The organism is Pantoea sp. BRR-3P (assembly GCF_039621635.1).
Taxonomy (GTDB): domain Bacteria; phylum Pseudomonadota; class Gammaproteobacteria; order Enterobacterales; family Enterobacteriaceae; genus Pantoea; species Pantoea floridensis.
The window spans coordinates 412,800-430,511 of the sequence record NZ_CP155067.1 but is presented as its reverse complement, the minus strand read 5'-3'; the positions used below and the strand labels follow the sequence as shown (position 1 = coordinate 430,511).

General features: G+C 54.7%; 16 protein-coding genes. 12 read left to right on the top strand and 4 right to left on the bottom strand.

All coding sequences use genetic code 11. The features are described 5' to 3' along the window. The first annotated feature begins 8 nt into the window (after positions 1 to 8). The 8 genes from AAGR08_RS21570 to AAGR08_RS21535 all read left to right on the top strand — a co-directional run bounded on the left by AAGR08_RS21570 (position 9) and on the right by AAGR08_RS21535 (position 6,367). Positions 9 to 941 (top strand): ABC transporter substrate-binding protein, encoded by a 933-nt coding sequence (locus AAGR08_RS21570; RefSeq protein ID WP_097097791.1) that lies wholly within the window; start codon positions 9 to 11, stop codon positions 939 to 941. Between the two features lie 9 nt (positions 942 to 950). Continuing rightward, entirely contained in the window at positions 951 to 1,463 is a 513-nt protein-coding gene (locus tag AAGR08_RS21565; protein WP_345830059.1) for a GNAT family N-acetyltransferase, read from the top strand. A gap of 9 nt (positions 1,464 to 1,472) precedes the next feature. Next, entirely contained in the window at positions 1,473 to 2,396 is a 924-nt protein-coding gene (locus tag AAGR08_RS21560) for an amino acid ABC transporter permease (RefSeq protein WP_097097793.1), read from the top strand. Next, a complete protein-coding gene (locus AAGR08_RS21555; protein ID WP_345830057.1) occupies positions 2,380 to 3,177 on the top strand; it encodes an amino acid ABC transporter ATP-binding protein in 798 nt (265 codons plus the stop codon). Before AAGR08_RS21560 ends, AAGR08_RS21555 begins: the two co-directional genes overlap by 17 nt. Next, complete coding sequence (locus tag AAGR08_RS21550; RefSeq protein WP_345830055.1) at positions 3,177 to 4,082, top strand: ABC transporter substrate-binding protein; 906 nt, start codon at positions 3,177 to 3,179, stop codon at positions 4,080 to 4,082. The genes AAGR08_RS21555 and AAGR08_RS21550 overlap by 1 nt, the downstream gene beginning before the upstream one ends. 497 nt (positions 4,083 to 4,579) lie before the next feature. Next, positions 4,580 to 5,140, top strand: coding sequence for a non-canonical purine NTP pyrophosphatase (locus tag AAGR08_RS21545; RefSeq protein ID WP_009128449.1), 561 nt, complete (start codon positions 4,580 to 4,582; stop codon positions 5,138 to 5,140). After that, positions 5,137 to 5,931 carry an SIR2 family protein gene (locus tag AAGR08_RS21540; protein WP_008108794.1) on the top strand — a complete coding sequence of 265 codons (795 nt, stop codon included), beginning with the start codon at positions 5,137 to 5,139 and terminating at the stop codon, positions 5,929 to 5,931. Before AAGR08_RS21545 ends, AAGR08_RS21540 begins: the two co-directional genes overlap by 4 nt. Positions 5,932 to 6,004: 73 nt before the next feature. Beyond that, entirely contained in the window at positions 6,005 to 6,367 is a 363-nt protein-coding gene (locus tag AAGR08_RS21535) for a YebG family protein (protein WP_097097797.1), read from the top strand. Positions 6,368 to 6,469: 102 nt separating this feature from the next. On the opposite strand, the gene AAGR08_RS21530 is transcribed toward AAGR08_RS21535, so the two are convergent. Continuing rightward, positions 6,470 to 7,579, bottom strand: coding sequence for a Fic family protein (locus tag AAGR08_RS21530; RefSeq protein ID WP_097097798.1), 1,110 nt, complete (start codon positions 7,577 to 7,579; stop codon positions 6,470 to 6,472). Positions 7,580 to 7,922: 343 nt separating this feature from the next. Here AAGR08_RS21530 and AAGR08_RS21525 point away from each other — a divergent pair, with 343 nt between their 5' ends. Together AAGR08_RS21525 and AAGR08_RS21520 are read left to right on the top strand one after the other, a co-directional pair. Further along, the gene (locus tag AAGR08_RS21525; protein WP_345830818.1) at positions 7,923 to 10,385 is read left to right on the top strand and encodes a membrane-bound PQQ-dependent dehydrogenase, glucose/quinate/shikimate family; all 2,463 of its coding nucleotides are present in this window, start codon (positions 7,923 to 7,925) and stop codon (positions 10,383 to 10,385) included. 265 nt (positions 10,386 to 10,650) lie between these two features. Further along, positions 10,651 to 12,591 carry a methyl-accepting chemotaxis protein gene (locus AAGR08_RS21520; protein ID WP_097097799.1) on the top strand — a complete coding sequence of 647 codons (1,941 nt, stop codon included), beginning with the start codon at positions 10,651 to 10,653 and terminating at the stop codon, positions 12,589 to 12,591. Between the two features lie 30 nt (positions 12,592 to 12,621). Here the strand turns inward: AAGR08_RS21520 and AAGR08_RS21515 are convergent, their stop codons facing one another. Beyond that, positions 12,622 to 13,608 carry a GlxA family transcriptional regulator gene (locus AAGR08_RS21515; RefSeq protein ID WP_097097800.1) on the bottom strand — a complete coding sequence of 329 codons (987 nt, stop codon included), beginning with the start codon at positions 13,606 to 13,608 and terminating at the stop codon, positions 12,622 to 12,624. Positions 13,609 to 13,874: 266 nt separating this feature from the next. On the opposite strand from AAGR08_RS21515, the gene AAGR08_RS21510 reads away from it, so the two are divergent. Next, positions 13,875 to 14,711: an alpha/beta hydrolase gene (locus tag AAGR08_RS21510; protein ID WP_345830043.1), complete on the top strand. Its 837-nt coding sequence runs from the start codon at positions 13,875 to 13,877 to the stop codon at positions 14,709 to 14,711. A 34-nt stretch (positions 14,712 to 14,745) separates the two neighbouring features. On the opposite strand, the gene AAGR08_RS21505 is transcribed toward AAGR08_RS21510, so the two are convergent. Then, entirely contained in the window at positions 14,746 to 15,708 is a 963-nt protein-coding gene (locus AAGR08_RS21505) for a helix-turn-helix domain-containing protein (protein ID WP_345830041.1), read from the bottom strand. A 116-nt stretch (positions 15,709 to 15,824) separates the two neighbouring features. Here AAGR08_RS21505 and AAGR08_RS21500 point away from each other — a divergent pair, with 116 nt between their 5' ends. After that, positions 15,825 to 16,466: an HD domain-containing protein gene (locus AAGR08_RS21500; RefSeq protein WP_345830039.1), complete on the top strand. Its 642-nt coding sequence runs from the start codon at positions 15,825 to 15,827 to the stop codon at positions 16,464 to 16,466. Here AAGR08_RS21500 and AAGR08_RS21495 read toward each other — a convergent pair. Continuing rightward, the gene (locus AAGR08_RS21495) at positions 16,438 to 17,658 is read right to left on the bottom strand and encodes an MFS transporter (RefSeq protein WP_345830037.1); all 1,221 of its coding nucleotides are present in this window, start codon (positions 17,656 to 17,658) and stop codon (positions 16,438 to 16,440) included. The two genes, AAGR08_RS21500 and AAGR08_RS21495, sit on opposite strands and share 29 nt — an antisense overlap. Positions 17,659 to 17,712: the final 54 nt, after the last annotated feature.

The following is a 17,712-nucleotide window of genomic DNA, read 5'->3' as shown; positions in this document are numbered from 1 at the left end:
AAAACGCTATGCAGAAGAAATCCCTTATCGCGCTGCTGCTGCTGGGCATGAGCAGCGCCGTGTTTGCCGAGGATGTGGCGGTTAACGGTCAGAATGTCAGTGTGGAAGCCAACAAAACGCCGATCAATACCGCGAAGAATGACGCCGCTGTGGCGCAGATTCCGGCCGGACATCGCTTCGCGGTGCCGGGTTCATTCACTGTGGCCGTCGCCGCGCTCAACTCGCCGCCGCTAACGGTATTCAGCGATGACAACAAAACTCTGCTCGGCAGCGAAGTGGATATCGCCCGCTTAGTCGCCGATAGCTTGGGGTTAAAACTCAACGTGGTGCCTACCTCGTGGGAAGACTGGCCGCTGGGTGTGGCATCGGGCAAATACGATGCGGCGATCAGTAACGTGACCGTCACCAAAGCGCGTAAAGAGCGCTTCGATTTCGCCACCTACCGCAAAGATTCGCTCGGCTTTTACGTCAAATCCACCAGCCCAATCAAGGCGATTACCAAAGCAGAAGATATCGCCGGACTGCGCATTATCGTCGGCTCGGGCACCAATCAGGAGTCAATCCTGTTGGCCTGGGATAAAGAGAATCAAGCCAAAGGGCTGAAGCCGTTTACGCCGGTGTATACCAAAGATGATGCAGCACAAACGCTGGCGCTGCAGTCGGGTCGTGCGGATGCCTTTTTCGGCCCGAACGTGATCGGTGCGTGGAAAGCGGCGCTGACTAAGCAGACGCGTTTGGTGGGTAGCGTTGATGGCGGTTGGCCAAAAGCGGCGCATATCGCGGTGACGGTGAAGAAAGATGGCGGGCTGGTACAGCCGATCAACACCGCATTGAACGGCGTGATCAAGAACGGTGATTACGACAAGGTGCTGAAACGCTGGGGTGAAGGCGTGGAACGCATCGACAGTTCTGAGATCAATCCGGCTGGTTTAGGTGATTAAGGAGGCCGCATGAGCGAGCAATTTTTCCGCGAAGTATCACCGGAAGCGCCCGAACTGCAGCCGATTTTGACCGGACTGTTTGGCGAATACGCCGCGCGCTATGGCGATTTCTTTACCAGCCAAAAAGAGGTTGAGTTAACCGAATGGTATCTGCCGCCGCGCGGGCTGTTTATCGTGCTGGAACGCGACGGCGAAATTATCGCCATGGGCGCGTATAAACCTTACGACGCGGTCACCGCCGAGTTTAAGCGCATCTGGACACGCGGCGATCTGCGTCGTCAGGGATTGGCGCTGCTGATCCTGCAGGAGCTTGAGCGGCGCGCGCTGCGCGCCGGTTATCAGCGCGTGTTTCTCACTACCGGCTTCCGTCAGCCGGAGGCGGTGAAACTGTATATCGGTCACGGTTACCAGCCGCAGTTTGTGCTGCTGGAGGATATGGAAGTCTACAGCCGTCCGCCGCACGATGGACGCCTGCGCTTCCTGAAAGTCATTGATGTGCAGAGCGTGGCGCAGGCCAGCTAAGGAGTAACAATGAGCGATCAACAACGATTAACCGTGGTGCCGGCGCGATATCCGGCACGTACCGTCGGCGCGATTGTCGCGCTGTTTATTCTGGCAAGCGTGATCGATTCCGTTGCCTTTAACCCGCGCTGGGAATGGGGCGTGTTCGCCAAATGGTTTTTTGATCCGGTGATTCTCAGCGGATTGGGGCAAACACTGCTGCTGACGCTGTTCGGCACCCTTCTCAGTCTGATCTTTGGCGGCCTGCTGGCGCTGGCGCGGCTTTCGTCATCGTGGCTGCTGAGCACGCTGGCGTTCGGCTATATCTGGCTGTTTCGCTCGCTGCCGCTGATTGTGGTGCTGATCATCCTGTACAACTTCTCCTATCTGTACGACACGCTGTCGCTCGGGATTCCGTTCACCGCGCTGTCGTGGGGCCATTTCCAGACCATCAACGTGCTCGGCCAGTTTCCGGCGGCGGTGATTGGGTTGACGCTGGTGCAGAGCGCCTACAGCGCCGAGATCATTCGCGGCGGCTTTTTGGGCGTCGACCACGGTCAGTTTGAAGCGGCTTCGGCGCTGGGCTTATCATCCTCTCGTCGTACGTTTCGCATCATTCTGCCGCAGGCGCTGCGCGCGATTATTCCCACCACGTTTAACGAAATTATCAGCCTCGCCAAAGGCACCTCAATGGTGTACGTGCTGGCGATGCCCGAGCTGTTTTACACCATCCAGATGATCTACAACCGCACGCAGCAGGTGATTCCGCTGCTGATGGTGGGCGCTGCCTGGTATCTGATTATCACCACCGTGCTGTCACTGCTGCAGCACAGCGTTGAGCGCTGGCTGGCGCGCAGCGTCACGCGTGAACCGCAGCCGTCGCGCTGGCGTCAATGGCGTAACCGCAGCGCCAAACCCGCAACCGAGGAGCTCTCCCATGTCCGAAGCCATTGATTACCGCAAGAATCTGCATGCCGCAGGCGCGATTAGCATTACCGGCGTGAGCAAGTCGTTCGGCAAGCTAAAAGCGCTGGATGATGTGTCATTAGAGCTGGAACCGGGATCGGTCACGGTGATCCTCGGGCCATCTGGGTCGGGTAAATCGACGCTGCTGCGCACCATTAACCATCTGGAGCGCGTTGATGAAGGCTATATCCAGATCGATGGCGACTATATTGGCTATCGGCGACGCGGTGACAAGCTGTATGAGCTGAAGGAAAAGGCGATTCTGCGTCAGCGCATCAACGTCGGCTACGTGTTCCAGAACTTCAACTTGTTCCCGCATTTGACGGTGCTGGAAAACCTGATTGAAGCGCCAATTGCGCATCGTCAGCTGTCGCGGCGTGAAGCTATCGACCGGGCGGGCGATCTGCTGGATGTGGTGGGACTGCGCCACAAAGCCGATGCCTGGCCGCGCCATTTGTCGGGCGGGCAGCAGCAGCGTATCGCCATTGCGCGGGCGCTGATGCTCAACCCGCGCGTGATGCTATTTGATGAACCGACATCGGCGCTCGACCCCGAGCTGGTGGGCGAAGTGCTGGACGTGATCAAGAAGCTGGCGCGTTCCGGCACCACGCTGGTGATTGTGACGCATGAAGTTGGCTTTGCGCGTGAAGTGGCCGATAACGTGGTGTTTATGGTCGACGGCCGCATTGTTGAGCAGGGCAGCAGCCATCAGGTACTGAATCAGCCGCGTCATGAGCGCACTAAACGTTTTCTGGCGCGGGTACTTTAATGGAACGAGTCATTATTACAGCGTTACTGACACTGATGTTGGCAACGCCGGTTATTGCCGCTGAGACATTGGATGCAAAGAATAACGAAGCGCCAATTAATATTGCTGCCAATCCGCAGGCAATTGCCAGAATTCCGGCGGGATTTCATTTCGTCAATCCCGGTTATTTAACCGTCGCGACGTCGGCCAATAATTCACCGCCGATCGGTTTGTGGGCTACGGATAATAAGACGCTGATTGGCAGCGACCCGGATATTGCGCGTCTGCTGGCGGATAGCCTAGGTCTGAAGCTAAAACTGGTGCCGGCGGCGTGGGAAGATTGGCCGCTGGGCATTACCGCTGGTCGTTATGATGTGGCGATGTTCAATATTGCGGTGACCGAGGAGCGTAAGAAGAAGTTCGATTTCGCTACCTATCGCGCAGATAACCACGCTTTCGCAGTTAAAACGGATAGCCCAATCAGCGCCATTAAAGGACGGGAAGATGTGGCAGGTAAACGCATCATCGTCGGTTCCGGTACCAATCAGGAGCGTATTTTACTTAGTTGGGATGAGAAGAACCGTGCACAAGGTTTAGCGCCGGTGCAGCCGATTTATCTCAACGATGATGCTGCTGCTACGCTGGCGCTGCTTTCGGGGCGGGCCGATATGTCATTTGGTCCGCAGGCTATGGCGGCATGGAAAGTGGCTTCTCATGGGCAAACTAAAATCGTCGGCCACGGCCCGTTCCGCGCGTGGGTGGCGGTCACCACCAAGAAAGGCAATGGCTTAGATGAGGCGTTGCAGCAAGCCATTAACGGCGCGATTGCCAGCGGCCAGTACAAACAGGTGCTGGCGCGCTGGGGTGAACAGGAGGAAGCGGTAGAAACATCTCAAATCAATCCACCGGGCATTGTTTATCAGTAATTGTTTTAATCACCCTCATTTTGCGAGAAAGCTCACGATGTAAAAGTCGTGGGCTTTTTTGTTTTATTTAAGTGGCTGCGAATTTAATGGCGGCATTTAATAAGTGATTGCGCTTGGTCGTATTTTTTAATTTCCACTTCTTATGGCAAACGCTAATTTTTTTTAAGAATCGCTGTGCCACGATACTGATGGTTTTGGCCGATCGGTATAAGGTCGTAGGGTGCGCATTAATGCGCACCTGGGAAATAAATCCTTCAGCAGACTGCTTCCAGCGCAATAGGACTTCAAAACCGATCGGCTTTTTATCGCTGTCGACCTGAGATCTTGCTTAAACAGGATGATTGCTGACGTAACATCAACGCCGATCCCACGGTTTACGTAATGAGATATTTGTATTAGAGATTGTTTCTACCCAGTTAACCCTGCACGCGTTAGAATGAAAGCATAACCAATAGGCTGTCTCAGAACGTAAATTCACTCTTAACTTACTGATTGCAATGAAAATACGATTCCTGTCCGCAAATGAGCTAAAGCTGGCCGAGGTACGTACCATCCTTGAGCCGGTAGGCGTTGAGGTTCTTCCTATCGCACGCCGTATTGAAGAGATCCAGACGGAAAATGAAGTCGAATTGGTGCGCGATAAGCTCACTAAGGCGTTCTCGATTATTGGTCGCCCGCTATTTGTTGAGCATACCGGACTGTATCTGGACGGCTTAAATGGCTTACCGGCCGGGCTGACACGCATCTTCTGGAGCCGCCTCAATGCCGAGCGGTTTACCAAACTGGTGAATGGGTTGGACAGTCCCTGCGTCACGGCAAAAACCGTACTGGGCTACTGTGACGGACAAAAAATGTATCAGTTTGAAGGTGAGCTGCGCGGCACTATTGCCACCAAGCCTGCCGGTCCGCAAGAGTTTCAGTGGGACTGCGTGTTTATCCCGGAAGGCCACACGCAAACCTTTGCCGAAATGGGCGAATTGAAAAATGAGATCTCCATGCGCCGCCTGGCGCTGGATCGCTTCGCTACCTTCTTGAAAACATCGCGGGGACTGGCATGAAACCGGAGCTCAAACGCGCCTACGACGCCGGTAAACTGATCCTGTTTGCGGGTGCAGGTATCTCGCGCAATCTTGGCCTGCCGGAGTGGCATGAGTTGATTGCCCATCTGGCTAAAGAGCTGGGTTACGATCCGAAGATCTTCAATACTTACGGCACGCATCTGTCGCTAGCGGAATATTATAAGCAGCGTAAAGGTTCGCTTGGGCCGCTGCGCAGCTGGATGGATCGCGAATGGCATCGTCCGGATATCGACGTACGCAGTTCTGAAATTCACACCATGATCACTCAGGGCAATTTCTCACGCATCTATACCACCAATTATGACCGCTGGCTGGAGATGGCGCATGAAGCGCATAACGTGCCCTATAGCAAGGTAGCCAATGCCGCAGACCTGGTGTCATTGACCGAAGATAAACGCCATATCATTAAGCTGCATGGCGATTTCGATGACGATACGTCGATAGTTTTAGATGAGAGCAGCTACTTTGAGCGCCTCTATTTCGACTCTCCGCTCGATATCAAATTGACGCACGACGTGATGGGTAACTCGGTATTGTTTGTGGGCTACAGCATCAGTGATTTTAACATCCGTCTGTTATTCTACCGCCTGACCAAAATGTGGGGCCGCACCGGCCTGGCCACTGCACGTCCAAAGTCTTATCTTTTTACCAACCGTAATAATCCGGTAGCGAAAGAGGTGCTGGGGCAGTGGGGCATTGAAATGATCGTTTCTGAAGAGGACGATCCGCGCAAAGCGCTGGCGCTGTTTCTGGAAGAATTACTGGCTTAAGGGCAGAAAGTCATTGCCTTGCAAAGTTTTATGAGAATATACTGTATATAAATACAGTCAATCGAGGTGCATCATGGCAGTCGAAACCAAATATGTTGTAGTCAGAAAGGGTGAAGAGAAGATGACGTTTGCCAATAAAAAAGACGCGGATGCCTGGGACAAAATGCTGGATATGGCAGACGCTTTCACCGATTGGCTGCAGCAGCATCAGCCAGCGCTGGATGAAGCGCAGGCAGAAGCATTAGGCCTGCTGTTGGCTGAACAGAAAGATGCTGTGCAGCATATCCTGCGTACCAGCAAGCTCCCGGACGTGGTGAAGCGTGATGCGGCGGAAGCGGTGGACCCGGCTGAAGTTACTGACGCGTCTGCGGAACCGGATGCTGAAACAGCAGCTGCAGCGGCGGAAAAGAAAGTCCGCGCGGTTAAAGCAGCCTGATAACGACGCTGCCGGCTGGTCGCCATGAATGGCGACCCTACGACATCACACGGTTCTTCGTAGGGTGCGCATTCATGCGCACCCTGTTGCAACCGGCACGCGTTAACGTTTGATCTGGTAGCGGGTGCTGCGCCCGCCGCCGGGTAATTTCTCCAGACAGCCTTTCATCACTAATTCCGCTAAATGGCGCGTCGCTGTGGCTTTACTCACTTTCGCCACCTTCTGATACTGACCGGCGCTGATGCCGTCGCTAAAGCCCTGTTCACCGCCATCCAGCAAACGATTCAATACGCGGGTTTGTTCCGCACTTAGCTCGGCCGCATTGTGCATCAACCAGAAGCGTGCTTTATTTTGTGTGCGCGTAACGGCCTCCAGCGCTTGCTCCAGGCTGTCATTCAGCACATCGAAAAACCACAGCAGCCAGGCCGTAACGTCCAGTTCACCACGCTGCGTCTCCTGCAGGATGCGGTAATAATCTGCACGTCGCGCCAGAATCGATGCCGACATGGCATACAAACGGATGCTTTGGCTATCGGCCTGTGCCAGTGCCAGGTCGGTCAAGGCGCGGGTGATACGTCCATTGCCATCATCAAACGGGTGCAGCGTGACAAACCACAGGTGGCAAAGCGCGGCGCGTAGCAGCGGATCAAGTAGGGGATCTTCGCGGCTATGATTAAACCAGCGGACAAATTCGTTGAGCTGCGCTTCCAGCCCGGCGCGCGGTGGCGCTTCGAAATGCACTGTTGGTCGATCGATACGGCCCGAAACCACCTGCATCGGCTCTTCACCGCGCAGCGTTCCGACATTCAATCGCTTGAACGTCCATTCACTTGCGGGGAACAACCAGCGATGCCACTGGCACAAACGTGGCAGCGTCAGCGCTTCATCGCGCTGGCTGATGGCGTCCATCATCATGGTTGCCAATCCTTCTGAACGTTCGGAAACCGGATAAGGTTGGTTAAGCGAAACGCCTAAACGGCGCGCAAGAGACGATCTTACCGACTGCGCATTGACGCGTTCATCTTCAATCGCTGAGGATGCCAGGATGTTACTCAGCAGCGTATCCAGCGTCTGTTGATCGCTATTATCTTGCACGCTGGCACGCCCCAGTAATACGCCACGCTGCTGCTGCAGCTGGCGCAAACGTGGCAATAATTTTTCATCCTGCCAGCGGAACTGCGGCCAGTCAGGCTGCTGCCAAATCCACATCATGAAGTTGCTCCGGAGTCGCATGAGTCGAATAGCGATGCTATTCGGCTCAGTTAGTGAGCTGAATAATAGCCTGTAATCGGCTCATTAACCAGAAGGAAAGGAGCGGGTTGGTGATGAGAGAGAATCAGTGATTACAAAATTTCGGCAAAAGTAATATCGGTGACGCGCTATTCAAATTTATCCCGGAAACTATAGGGAAATTAAGCGGATAAAAAGTGCCGAATCTCACGCGTATTTACCAATAAATCCGGCGAAATGGCGAATGAATTCTAGAATTTACAGCGGAGTTTAAAAAAAATTTATACCGGTAATTATTAATGGCAAAGGGAAACTTATTTTGAACATCGCAAATCGAATAGCCAGGCTTTCGCTCTGGAATAGAATATTCGCCGTGGTTTTGCTGCTGTTGGGCATTGCACTGGCGGGAGGCGGCGGTTGGTTGGTCGCCTTGGGTGGCAGTTGGTATTACCTGTTGGCAGGGATAGGATTGATTATCTCTGCGGTGCTGATTTTTATGAAGCGAAGCAGCGGCGCAGGCTGGTTTGCGCTGGTGTTTGTCGGCACCTTGATCTGGACCATCTATGAGTCCGGGCTTGACTATTGGCGCTGGGTACCGCGCTTTGCATTAATGCTGATACTTGGCATCTGGTTCGCCTTCCAGTTACCCAACCTGGCGCCGCGCGTAAGCCGTGGCGCATCGCGTGTACTGGCCAGTGTATTAATTCTTGCCTTTATCGTGGCGGCAGCGCTGCCGTTTGCGCCGTTAAACGAAACGCCTGCAACTGACGTTCCGGCGGCGGGATCGGCCAACTTTATGGCGGATACCGGCAGCGGCAAAGCCTCTACGCCGGACACTGGGGATTGGTATACCTACGGCGGTTCGCTGGCGTCACAGCGCTTCGTCAATGCCAGCCAGATAACGCCAGATAACGTCAAAGATCTTAAGCTGGCATGGCAGTTCCGTACCGGCGATCTGCCCAAAGCACGTTGGGGCGGTGAAAACACACCTATCAAAGTGGGCGATACGCTGTATACCTGTACCGCGCGCAATATGGTGTTTGCGTTGGATGCCAGCACCGGTAAAGAGAAGTGGCACTTTGATCCGAAAGTCAGCGACAAATCCATTCCTTACACTGCGGCCTGTCGTGGTTTGACGTGGTATGACAGCCAAACCAATAGCCATATCACCACGGGACAAGACAGCGCAGTGGCCGCTTCGCCTGCGGGTGATAACAGCGACTGCCAGCAGCGCATTATTCTCGGTACGCTGGATGCGCGCATTATCGAACTCAATGCAAAAACCGGTGAGATTTGCCGTAGCTTCGGTAATCAGGGCACGGTGAACCTCGCCGAAGATATGGGCGAGACCTACGATGGCTATGTGGCGATTAACTCCGCGCCGGTGGTCATTCGTGACACCTTAGTTGTGGCGCACCAGACCATTGATGGGCAACGCGCATTTGGTCCTCCGGGTGTCATCAAAGCGTACGACGTGCGCACCGGTCAGCTGAAATGGGCGTGGGATCCTGCCGCACCGGATACCGCCACACCGAAAAAAGGTCCTAACGCCTATAAGCGCGGTTCGCCTGATGTCTGGACCTCATTCACCGGTGACGACAAGCTTGGCTTGGTGTATTTGCCGGTGGGTAATGCCTCGGGTGACTACTGGAGCGGCACGCGTACGCCTGCCGAGAATAAGTACTCCGTTTCACTCACCGCGTTGAATATTGACACCGGTTTACCCGCGTGGTCATTCCAGACCGCACACAAAGACGTGTGGGATTACGATCCTGGCTCGCAGCCAACGCTGGTGGATTATCCGGATAAGAACGGCGGTAAAACCCCGGCGATCATTATGCCGACCAAGCAGGGTGAAATTTATGTTCTGGACCGCCGCACCGGTAAATCACTGTTTGGCGTTGAAGAGCGCAAAGTCACTGGCGGTGGTATTGAGCCGGATCAGCGCTCGCCGACGCAGCCTTACTCACTGTTCCATCATCTGAGCAAGCCGGATCTGACGCCGCAGGATATGTGGGGATTAACGCCGATCGATCAGCTGGTATGCCGCATTCAGTTCCAGAAGGCGAGCTACCGGGGACAATATACGCCGCCGGAAGCCGATCGCCATTCGATTGAATATCCGGGCTACAACGGCGGTTCCGACTGGGGCAGCGTGGCCGTTGATCCCACGCGCGGCATTATCATTGCTAACTACAACGATATGCCGAACTACAACATTCTGGTGCCGCGTGCCAAAGCGGATGCGCTTGGCTGGAAACCGCGCGATGAAGTTCCTTATAATCCACACGATGAAGGCCATGCGGAAGGCGCGGGCGATCCTCAAATCGGCGTGCCTTACGCCGTTAACGTGAATGCGGGCTGGCGTTTACCGTTCACCGGCATGCTGTGTAAAGAGCCACCTTACGGCGGCATTCGCGCAATCGATATGCGTGATGGTCGCACGATTTGGGACCGTCCACTCGGCACCGCACGTCGCAATGGCCCGTTCGGATTACCCACCGGCTTGCCGATTAATATTGGTACGCCAAACAATGGTGGTTCAGTTGTGACATCAAGTGGTTTGATCTTTGTTGCGGCTGCCACCGACGATTTGATTCGCGCTATCGATATGCAAACCGGCAAGCAGGTGTGGAGCACCGAACTGCCGGCAGGCGGCCAGGCGAATCCGATGATCTATACCCAGAACGGGCGGGAATATCTGGTGATTGTCGCGGCAGGGCACCACTTTATGGAAACGCCGGTCGGCGATTACGTGCTGGCCTACGCGTTGCCAGAGAAGAAATAGCGCTTAAGTAAAAAACCGGCATTGGGCGCTGACCTGATGCCGGTCGCCATAAATGGCGACCCTACGGTTATTTATCCTGATTTTGTAGGGTGCGCATTTATGCGCACCGGGTTTTCCCGGTAATTAGTCACCTCGCAGCACGCTGATCCGACCTCCTTCGCCATCAAGTTCCCGCGCTCTCCGCCGATAGACTCTTCAAAGGGATGTACGCGCACAGGGAGTGGTTCTTTTTCTACCGAAAAGTGTCAACTCCAGGAGCGCCATAATGGCCAAACACGCATCACATAAGAAAACCATGAGCACCCGCACGCAGATGCTGCTGACGGGCGCCTTAACGATCACGCTCGGCTTCGCCGTCACCATCGGCGTCCTGAGCTGGCAATCCAGCAATGAGCAACAGTCGCTGGCGGAAAATTACCTGCAGCAGATCGCGCAGAGCCAGGCGCTGCAAATTCAGCAACAGCTCAGCTATGCCCGTGACGTCGCCCACAATCTCGGTCATAGCCTGATTGCTTTACCCGGTGCGGGGATCCAGGACCGCAAGGTGGCCGATAAAGTGATGGAATCGGCGCTACGTGATAATCCCGATTATTTGTCGATCTCGGTGATTTTCGAAGAAAACGCCTTTGATGGGCGCGACGCTGAGTTCGCCACGCAGCCGGGTGCAGCACCAAAGGGGCGCTACGCCTTCTTTGTTGACCGCGATCAGTCCGGCAATTTCAACATGCATCCGCTGACCTCGATCTTTACGCCCGGCCAGGGCGACTACTATTTGCTGCCGCAAAAAAGCCAGAAGGACATGCTGATTGAGCCCTACAGCTACGCTTATAACGGCGTACCCACGTTGCTGACCTCGGTGGCTGCGCCCATCGTCAGCCAGGGCAAATTATGGGGGGTGGTGACTTCCGATATTTCGCTGGCCTCGCTGCAGGAGAAGGTCAATAAAATCAAACCGTGGGAAGGCAGCGGCTATGCGATGCTGCTCTCCAGCGCGGGCAACGTGGTTTCATATCCCGATAAAAGCCAGACCAGCAAGGCGTGGAAAGGCGTAACCAACAACTTCAGCAACAGCGTAATGCAACAGCACGATGCGCTGCTGGGAGAAGATGCGCTGGTGACCTGGCAACCGGTGGTGATTGGTAACAGCGATCAGAAATGGTATCTCGGCGTGGTTGCGCCTGTGAGCAAAGTGATGGCGGCCGCCCATCATCAGCTGGTCAACGCGGTAATTCTGATGGTGATCAGCATTCTGGTGGTGTGCTCGCTGCTTGGCGTGCTGTTCAGTCGCAAAGTGCTGAAACCGATTGGTGGCGAACCGCTGGAAGCCGCAACCATCGCGCTGGCCGTGGCAGATGGCAAGCTGGATAACGTGATTACGCTGAAAGCACGTGATAACAGCAGCTTGTTCTATGCACTGCATACTATGCAAAACCAGCTGCGTGAGATTGTTGGTCAGATTCAGGATGCCAGTTCGTCGGTGCGTCAGGGCGCAGGTGAAATCGCCAGCGGCAACCTCAATCTGGCATCACGCACTGAACAGCAAGCGGCCGCGCTGGAACAAACCGCCGCCAGCATGGAGCAGATCACTGCCACGGTGAAACACAACGCCACCAATGCGCATCAGGCTACCACGCTCACCGACAATGCAACGCATATTGCCAGCCGTGGTGAAACGCTGGTAGGTCAGGTGGTGCAAACCATGGCGCAGATTGACGACAGCGCGAAAAAAATTGGCGACATCACCGCCATCATCAACAGCATCGCGTTCCAAACCAATATCCTGGCGCTTAACGCCGCGGTAGAAGCCGCACGCGCCGGTGAACAAGGGCGCGGTTTTGCCGTGGTAGCGTCGGAAGTGCGTAATCTGGCACAGCGCAGTGCCAATGCGGTGAAGGATATTGCGGTACTGATTGAAGAATCCACCCAGCGCGTTGGCAGCGGCGTACAGCAGGTGCAGGACGCCGGCAGAACCATGCAGGAGATGACCCAGGCGGTGAACTCGGTGCGCACCATTATCGGCGAAATCGTGATTGCCTCCGATGAGCAGGCGCGCGGTATCAGTCAGGTAACGATTGCGGTGAACGAGATGGACAGCACCACGCAGCAGAACGCCGCGCTAGTGCAGGAGATGTCAGCCGCTGCCAGTTCGCTGGAAGATCAGGCATCGCAGCTGGCGCATACCGTCGGACGTTTCCAGCTCAGTTAGTTATCCGTGACCAACACTATTTGGCACCCGCTATTGGGTGCCAAATCTTTGCCGATACTGGCCAGGCGTTACGCCGGTGAGTTTGCGAAAAATTTTGCGGAAAGCGGAAGGATCGGTGTAGCCGACCTCCCATGCAATTTGATCGACCGAGCGATTGGAGAGTTCTAGCGCATCGCGCGCTTTCATAATACGTACCTGCTGCACGTAATCCGTTGGGCGTAGGCCGGTCGCCTTTTGGAAATGACGCAGAAAAGTGCGCGGTGTCATGTTGGCCAGAACGGAAAGCGTATCAATGCTGTGCTGATCGGCAAAATGGGCATGGAGGTGATGCTGAGCGCGCAATATTGGGCTATCGCCGTGATCAAAATTGGGAATGAACGCGGAGTAAGTGCTTTGTTCACGGCGCGGTGGATCGACTAACAGAAACCGCGAGGTGGCCAGCATGGTACCGGTGCCCAATATTTTTTCAATTAGCGTCAGCCCCAAGTCGGTCCAGGCCAGGATCCCGCCGGCGGTAATAATATCACCATCGTCAATCACCATATTTTCTGCAGCGACATCAACCGCCGGAAATCGCTCCGACAGCGTTTGAGCAAACGCCCAGTGCGTAGTCGCGCGGCGATGGTCAATAAGCCCGGTTTCTGCGAGCACAAACGCCCCGGCGCACACAGAGCAAAGCGTTACCCCCTCGTTGTATCTCTCGCTCATCCAGTCGGCTGGCACCTTCATCGGCACCATTTTTTCAGGGACCACCAGGCTTGGCGGCGCAATCACATGGCTCAATCGATGTGGCAGATCGGGATGGCTATCCCACACGCATAACATGTTGCTAGCTGCCGTATCGTTCTGCCAATGCGATACCCGAATAGCGCGTTTACGCTCTTCACCAGAAATATTCACCGCCCAATCTGCGGCGATCCTGAACATATCCGTCAGACCATAGACAGCGGCGAGCTGGCTATCGGGATAAATCACTAAGCCCACTTCCGCCACAACGTTGTTTTCAGGTGTGTTCATGTTTTGTCACTTAAGGCCCTTAATGTGTCATATATGACAATGTTAGCGAATCGTCTTGTGCCTGACAATACGCTCATCGAACAGCAACAGTGACTAACGAAAACCGTAAAGGAACATTTATGTCAGGCGCAGCGATTGAACAGTTAGCTATTTCCCGGCGAGGGTTACTGATTCTGAGCGGTACGCTCTCAGCCAGTATCGGGCTTTCTCATTCGGCCCTTGCCAACGGTTTAACCCTTTTATCATCACAGTCTGGAGATTCTAAAATGAGCAACGGCATCATCACTACCCAAGACGGCACCCGGATTTTTTATAAAGATTGGGGTCCAAAAAATGCGCAACCGGTGGTGTTCCATCACGGCTGGCCCTTAAGCGCCGATGACTGGGATAACCAAATGTTATTCTTCTTAGCCGAAGGGTATCGCGTTATTGCCCACGATCGCCGCGGACACGGGCGTTCCGATCAAACGGATAACGGCAATGATATGACCACCTACGCTGCCGACGTAGCTGAACTGGTCAAAGCATTGGATTTACGCAACGCCATTCATATTGGCCACTCAACCGGTGGCGGTGAGGTGGCGCGATATGTGGCGCATGCCGAAAAAGGTCGGGTGGCGAAGGCCGTACTGATGGGCGCGGTGCCACCGATCATGCTGCAAACGGCGGCAAATCCAGCAGGATTACCAAAATCTGTTTTTGACGGTTTCCGCTCGGCGCTGGCATCCAACCGTGCGCAATTCTTTATCGATGTGCCAGCGGGACCGTTCTACGGTTTTAATCGTCCGGGAGCAAAAATCAGCCAGGGATTGATTGATAACTGGTGGCGTCAGGGCATGGCAGGAGGGGCAAAAGCACAGTATGACTGTATTGCCGCATTCTCAGAAACCGACTTTACCGAGGATTTAAAGGCGATAAGCGTTCCGGTGTTAGTGCTGCATGGTGAGGACGATCAGGTTGTGCCAATTGATGATTCTGCCAATAAGGCTATCAAGCTGCTGAAACAGGGCACACTGAAAACCTATCCGGGCTTGTCCCACGGTATGTTTGCCACTAACCCCGAGCAGATTAACCCTGATTTGCTGGCATTTGCCAAAGCCTAACGTAACTTGATAAGCCGGGCATCGCGTCCGGCTTTTAGCTTTTCGCATTCATCTTGCTGTACGCCGAGGGTGTCATGCCGGTTACCCGGCTGAACACGCGGCGCATCACATCGGCACCTGAAAAGCCGCATTCGGTTGCCAACGTTTTGGCCGGCAGCGATTTTTGCTCCAGCAGCTGTTTCGCTTTAGCGACGCGCTCCCGTTCAAGCCATTGCCCCGGCGTGATACCCAGTTCATTGCGAAACAGACGCGTGAGATGTCGCTCACTGATAGCCATGTGTTCCGCCATCATTGCCACCGATTTTACTGCATGCAGATGCGTGATAACCCAGCGTTGTAGCTCCTGTAGTGCCGAGCGACCGACCAGCGACATGCTGCTGCCGCGCATGAAATGCGTCTGATTAACCGGGCGACGGAAAAACATCACCAGATGCGCAGCAATTTCAATCGCCGCCTCTCGGCCAAGATCCTCTTCAACCAGCCGCAAGGCGAGATCCAGGCCGGAGGTGACACCGGCCGCGGTGCGCACCCGCCCATCGGTTACGCACAACGCATCGGCATCCACGATAATCCCCGGATGAAGAGCCGCCAGCAAACCGGCACATTCCCAGTGGGTGGTAACGTGCTTGCCCTCCAGCAGTCCGGTGCGGGCCAGCAGCAGCGCTCCGCTGCATACCGATCCAAAACGCTCACTGCGTTGGCATAAACGCGTTATTGCCAATAGCGCTTCATCATCCGGGGAAAAATTTTCAATTCCCGGCGCGCCAGCGATAAGAAAAGTGTGCGGGGCATAGCTCACGCTATCCGCCAACATCATATCGGCGGTTAACCGCACCCCCGATGAGGCGTGAATAGGTGATCCGTCAATGGCGATAATTTTTGGCGTATAAATCTGCCGCTTTAGAATACGGTTGGCTTCAGCAAAGACATCCAGCGGCCCACAAACGTCAAGCAGCTGTACGCCGGGTACCGCCAGAATCGCGATGTCGTGTCGCATTCATCTTTTCTCCATGTCTCAAACGATCATAATGTCCTTAATCATCTGAATTGGACACTTTGAGACTAGCACTTTGCCCCCTATGCTGGAAAAACACAACCAACAGGAGAGAAAAAATGAGCTTGAATGTCACCGGTATCCGCATTCCAGACAGCAAAATGGCGCACGAAGCCACCGAATTTATCCGCGATACAGAATCAGACTTGTTGTTTAATCACTCCAGCCGCGTGTACTACTGGGGCGCGCTGGCGGGTCAACAGCGTGGGCTCAAGGTCGACAACGAGCTGCTCTATATTGGCTGCATGTTTCATGACATAGGTCTGACGCACGAACACTGCAGCTGCGATAAACGATTTGAAGTGGATGGCGCCAATGCCGCGCGCGACTTTCTGCAGGGCTACGGCATTTCCACCCATGATATTGATAAGGTATGGACTGCCATTGCGTTGCACACCACGCCGGGAATTCCCGAGTTTATGGCACCGGAGATCGCGCTGGTGACGGCTGGGGTAGAGATGGATGTGTTAGGCATCGGCTATGAACATTTTGCTGATGAGCAGATAGACGCGGTGACAAGCCGCTACCCGCGTCCAGCGGCATTTAAAGAGGAGATCATTCAGGCCTTTTACGATGGCATCCGGCATAAACCGGACACCACATTTGGCAATGTGAAAGCCGATGTGATCAAGGATAAACAGCCTGAATTCTCTCCGCTCAATCTTTGCAGCGTTATACGTCAGTCTCGCTGGCAGGGCTGAGTGACGCTTTAGCTCTGCTGCCGATCGCTGGGAAACCTCGCTGTGCACGCAGAGCAATCGCCAAAGCGACCAATAGCAATACGAGGATCGCCCACGGAAAAGCGTGTGAACCGGCATGCTTGAGCAGCAATCCGCCGGTTAAACCGCCGAGAGCGATGGCGCTGTTCCACGTCACGACATTCATTGAGAGCGCGACGTCGGCATAGTCACCGGCGGCATCGGCTAATGCCGTCTGGAGCAGGGTCGCCGCACCGCCGAACGTCAATCCCCAGACGGCGACTCCCGCATATATCACGCCAGCGGTTAACGTAGCCACACCAAACACCAGCGACACCGTCGCAAAAATCGACAGGGATAACAGCACCGCTTTACGCAGATGGGTATCAATGATTCTGCCGGTGATGAAAATCCCGCCCAGCGCGGCAATGCCAAAGATCAGCAGTACCAAATCCACCCGCGCCGCCAAACCCGCCGAGGCGATAAATGGGGCGATGTAGGTATAGAGAATGTTATGCGCCAACATCCACGCCAGCACCACACCGAGCACGGAGCGAACGCCTGGCAGACGTAATACCGCAGCGAGCGGCATTTTTTGCTTCGCGGAATGACCGGGATAGTTCGGCACGGCCAGCAGTATCCAGCCAATCAGGACGAGCGAGAGTCCAGACATGACGGCAAAAGTAAGACGCCATCCGAGTAATGATCCCATCCAGGTTCCTGCAGGAACACCCAATGAAAGCGCGATTGGCGTGCCCACCATGGCGAGTGCTAACGCACGTCCCTGCAGCGACGGAATCACCATTCTGCGTGCATAGCCCGCAATCAAACTCCATGCCAGACCGGCAGACGCGCCCGCTAAAAATCTCGCGCTTAAAATGAGGGTGATGTTAGAAGATACGGCGGTGAGCGTGTTAAAAACCAGAAATCCGCACACGGTGCTCAGCAGAACCCTGCGGCGTGACCAGCTTCGCGTTAGCAGCGTCAGGGGAATCGCCGCGATCAGCGAACCGGCGGCATAGGCGGTAACCAGCTGACCCGCCAGCGCAGGCGAAATAGCAAGTCCCTGACTGATTTGTGGCAGCAAACCGGCGGGAATGGTTTCCGTTAGAATACAGATAAAGCCTGCCATCGCCAGCGCCAGCAGCGCCAACACCGGCAGTTGCTGTGCCTCGCCATGTTTATGTAATTTCATCATTAAGCCTTTAGGTGATTAAGAACAACGTCATTGCATGGAAATGATATATGT

Coding starts and splice junctions, on each gene's coding strand:
- AAGR08_RS21505 (WP_345830041.1), bottom strand. CDS start 15,708: ATGCGACACGACATCGCGATTCTGGCGGTACCCGGCGTACAGCTGCTT.
- AAGR08_RS21500 (WP_345830039.1), top strand. CDS start 15,825: ATGAGCTTGAATGTCACCGGTATCCGCATTCCAGACAGCAAAATGGCG.
- AAGR08_RS21560 (WP_097097793.1), top strand. CDS start 1,473: ATGAGCGATCAACAACGATTAACCGTGGTGCCGGCGCGATATCCGGCA.
- AAGR08_RS21565 (WP_345830059.1), top strand. CDS start 951: ATGAGCGAGCAATTTTTCCGCGAAGTATCACCGGAAGCGCCCGAACTG.
- AAGR08_RS21495 (WP_345830037.1), bottom strand. CDS start 17,658: ATGAAATTACATAAACATGGCGAGGCACAGCAACTGCCGGTGTTGGCG.
- AAGR08_RS21550 (WP_345830055.1), top strand. CDS start 3,177: ATGGAACGAGTCATTATTACAGCGTTACTGACACTGATGTTGGCAACG.
- AAGR08_RS21520 (WP_097097799.1), top strand. CDS start 10,651: ATGGCCAAACACGCATCACATAAGAAAACCATGAGCACCCGCACGCAG.
- AAGR08_RS21515 (WP_097097800.1), bottom strand. CDS start 13,608: ATGAACACACCTGAAAACAACGTTGTGGCGGAAGTGGGCTTAGTGATT.
- AAGR08_RS21555 (WP_345830057.1), top strand. CDS start 2,380: ATGTCCGAAGCCATTGATTACCGCAAGAATCTGCATGCCGCAGGCGCG.
- AAGR08_RS21540 (WP_008108794.1), top strand. CDS start 5,137: ATGAAACCGGAGCTCAAACGCGCCTACGACGCCGGTAAACTGATCCTG.
- AAGR08_RS21570 (WP_097097791.1), top strand. CDS start 9: ATGCAGAAGAAATCCCTTATCGCGCTGCTGCTGCTGGGCATGAGCAGC.
- AAGR08_RS21510 (WP_345830043.1), top strand. CDS start 13,875: ATGAGCAACGGCATCATCACTACCCAAGACGGCACCCGGATTTTTTAT.
- AAGR08_RS21545 (WP_009128449.1), top strand. CDS start 4,580: ATGAAAATACGATTCCTGTCCGCAAATGAGCTAAAGCTGGCCGAGGTA.
- AAGR08_RS21535 (WP_097097797.1), top strand. CDS start 6,005: ATGGCAGTCGAAACCAAATATGTTGTAGTCAGAAAGGGTGAAGAGAAG.
- AAGR08_RS21530 (WP_097097798.1), bottom strand. CDS start 7,579: ATGATGTGGATTTGGCAGCAGCCTGACTGGCCGCAGTTCCGCTGGCAG.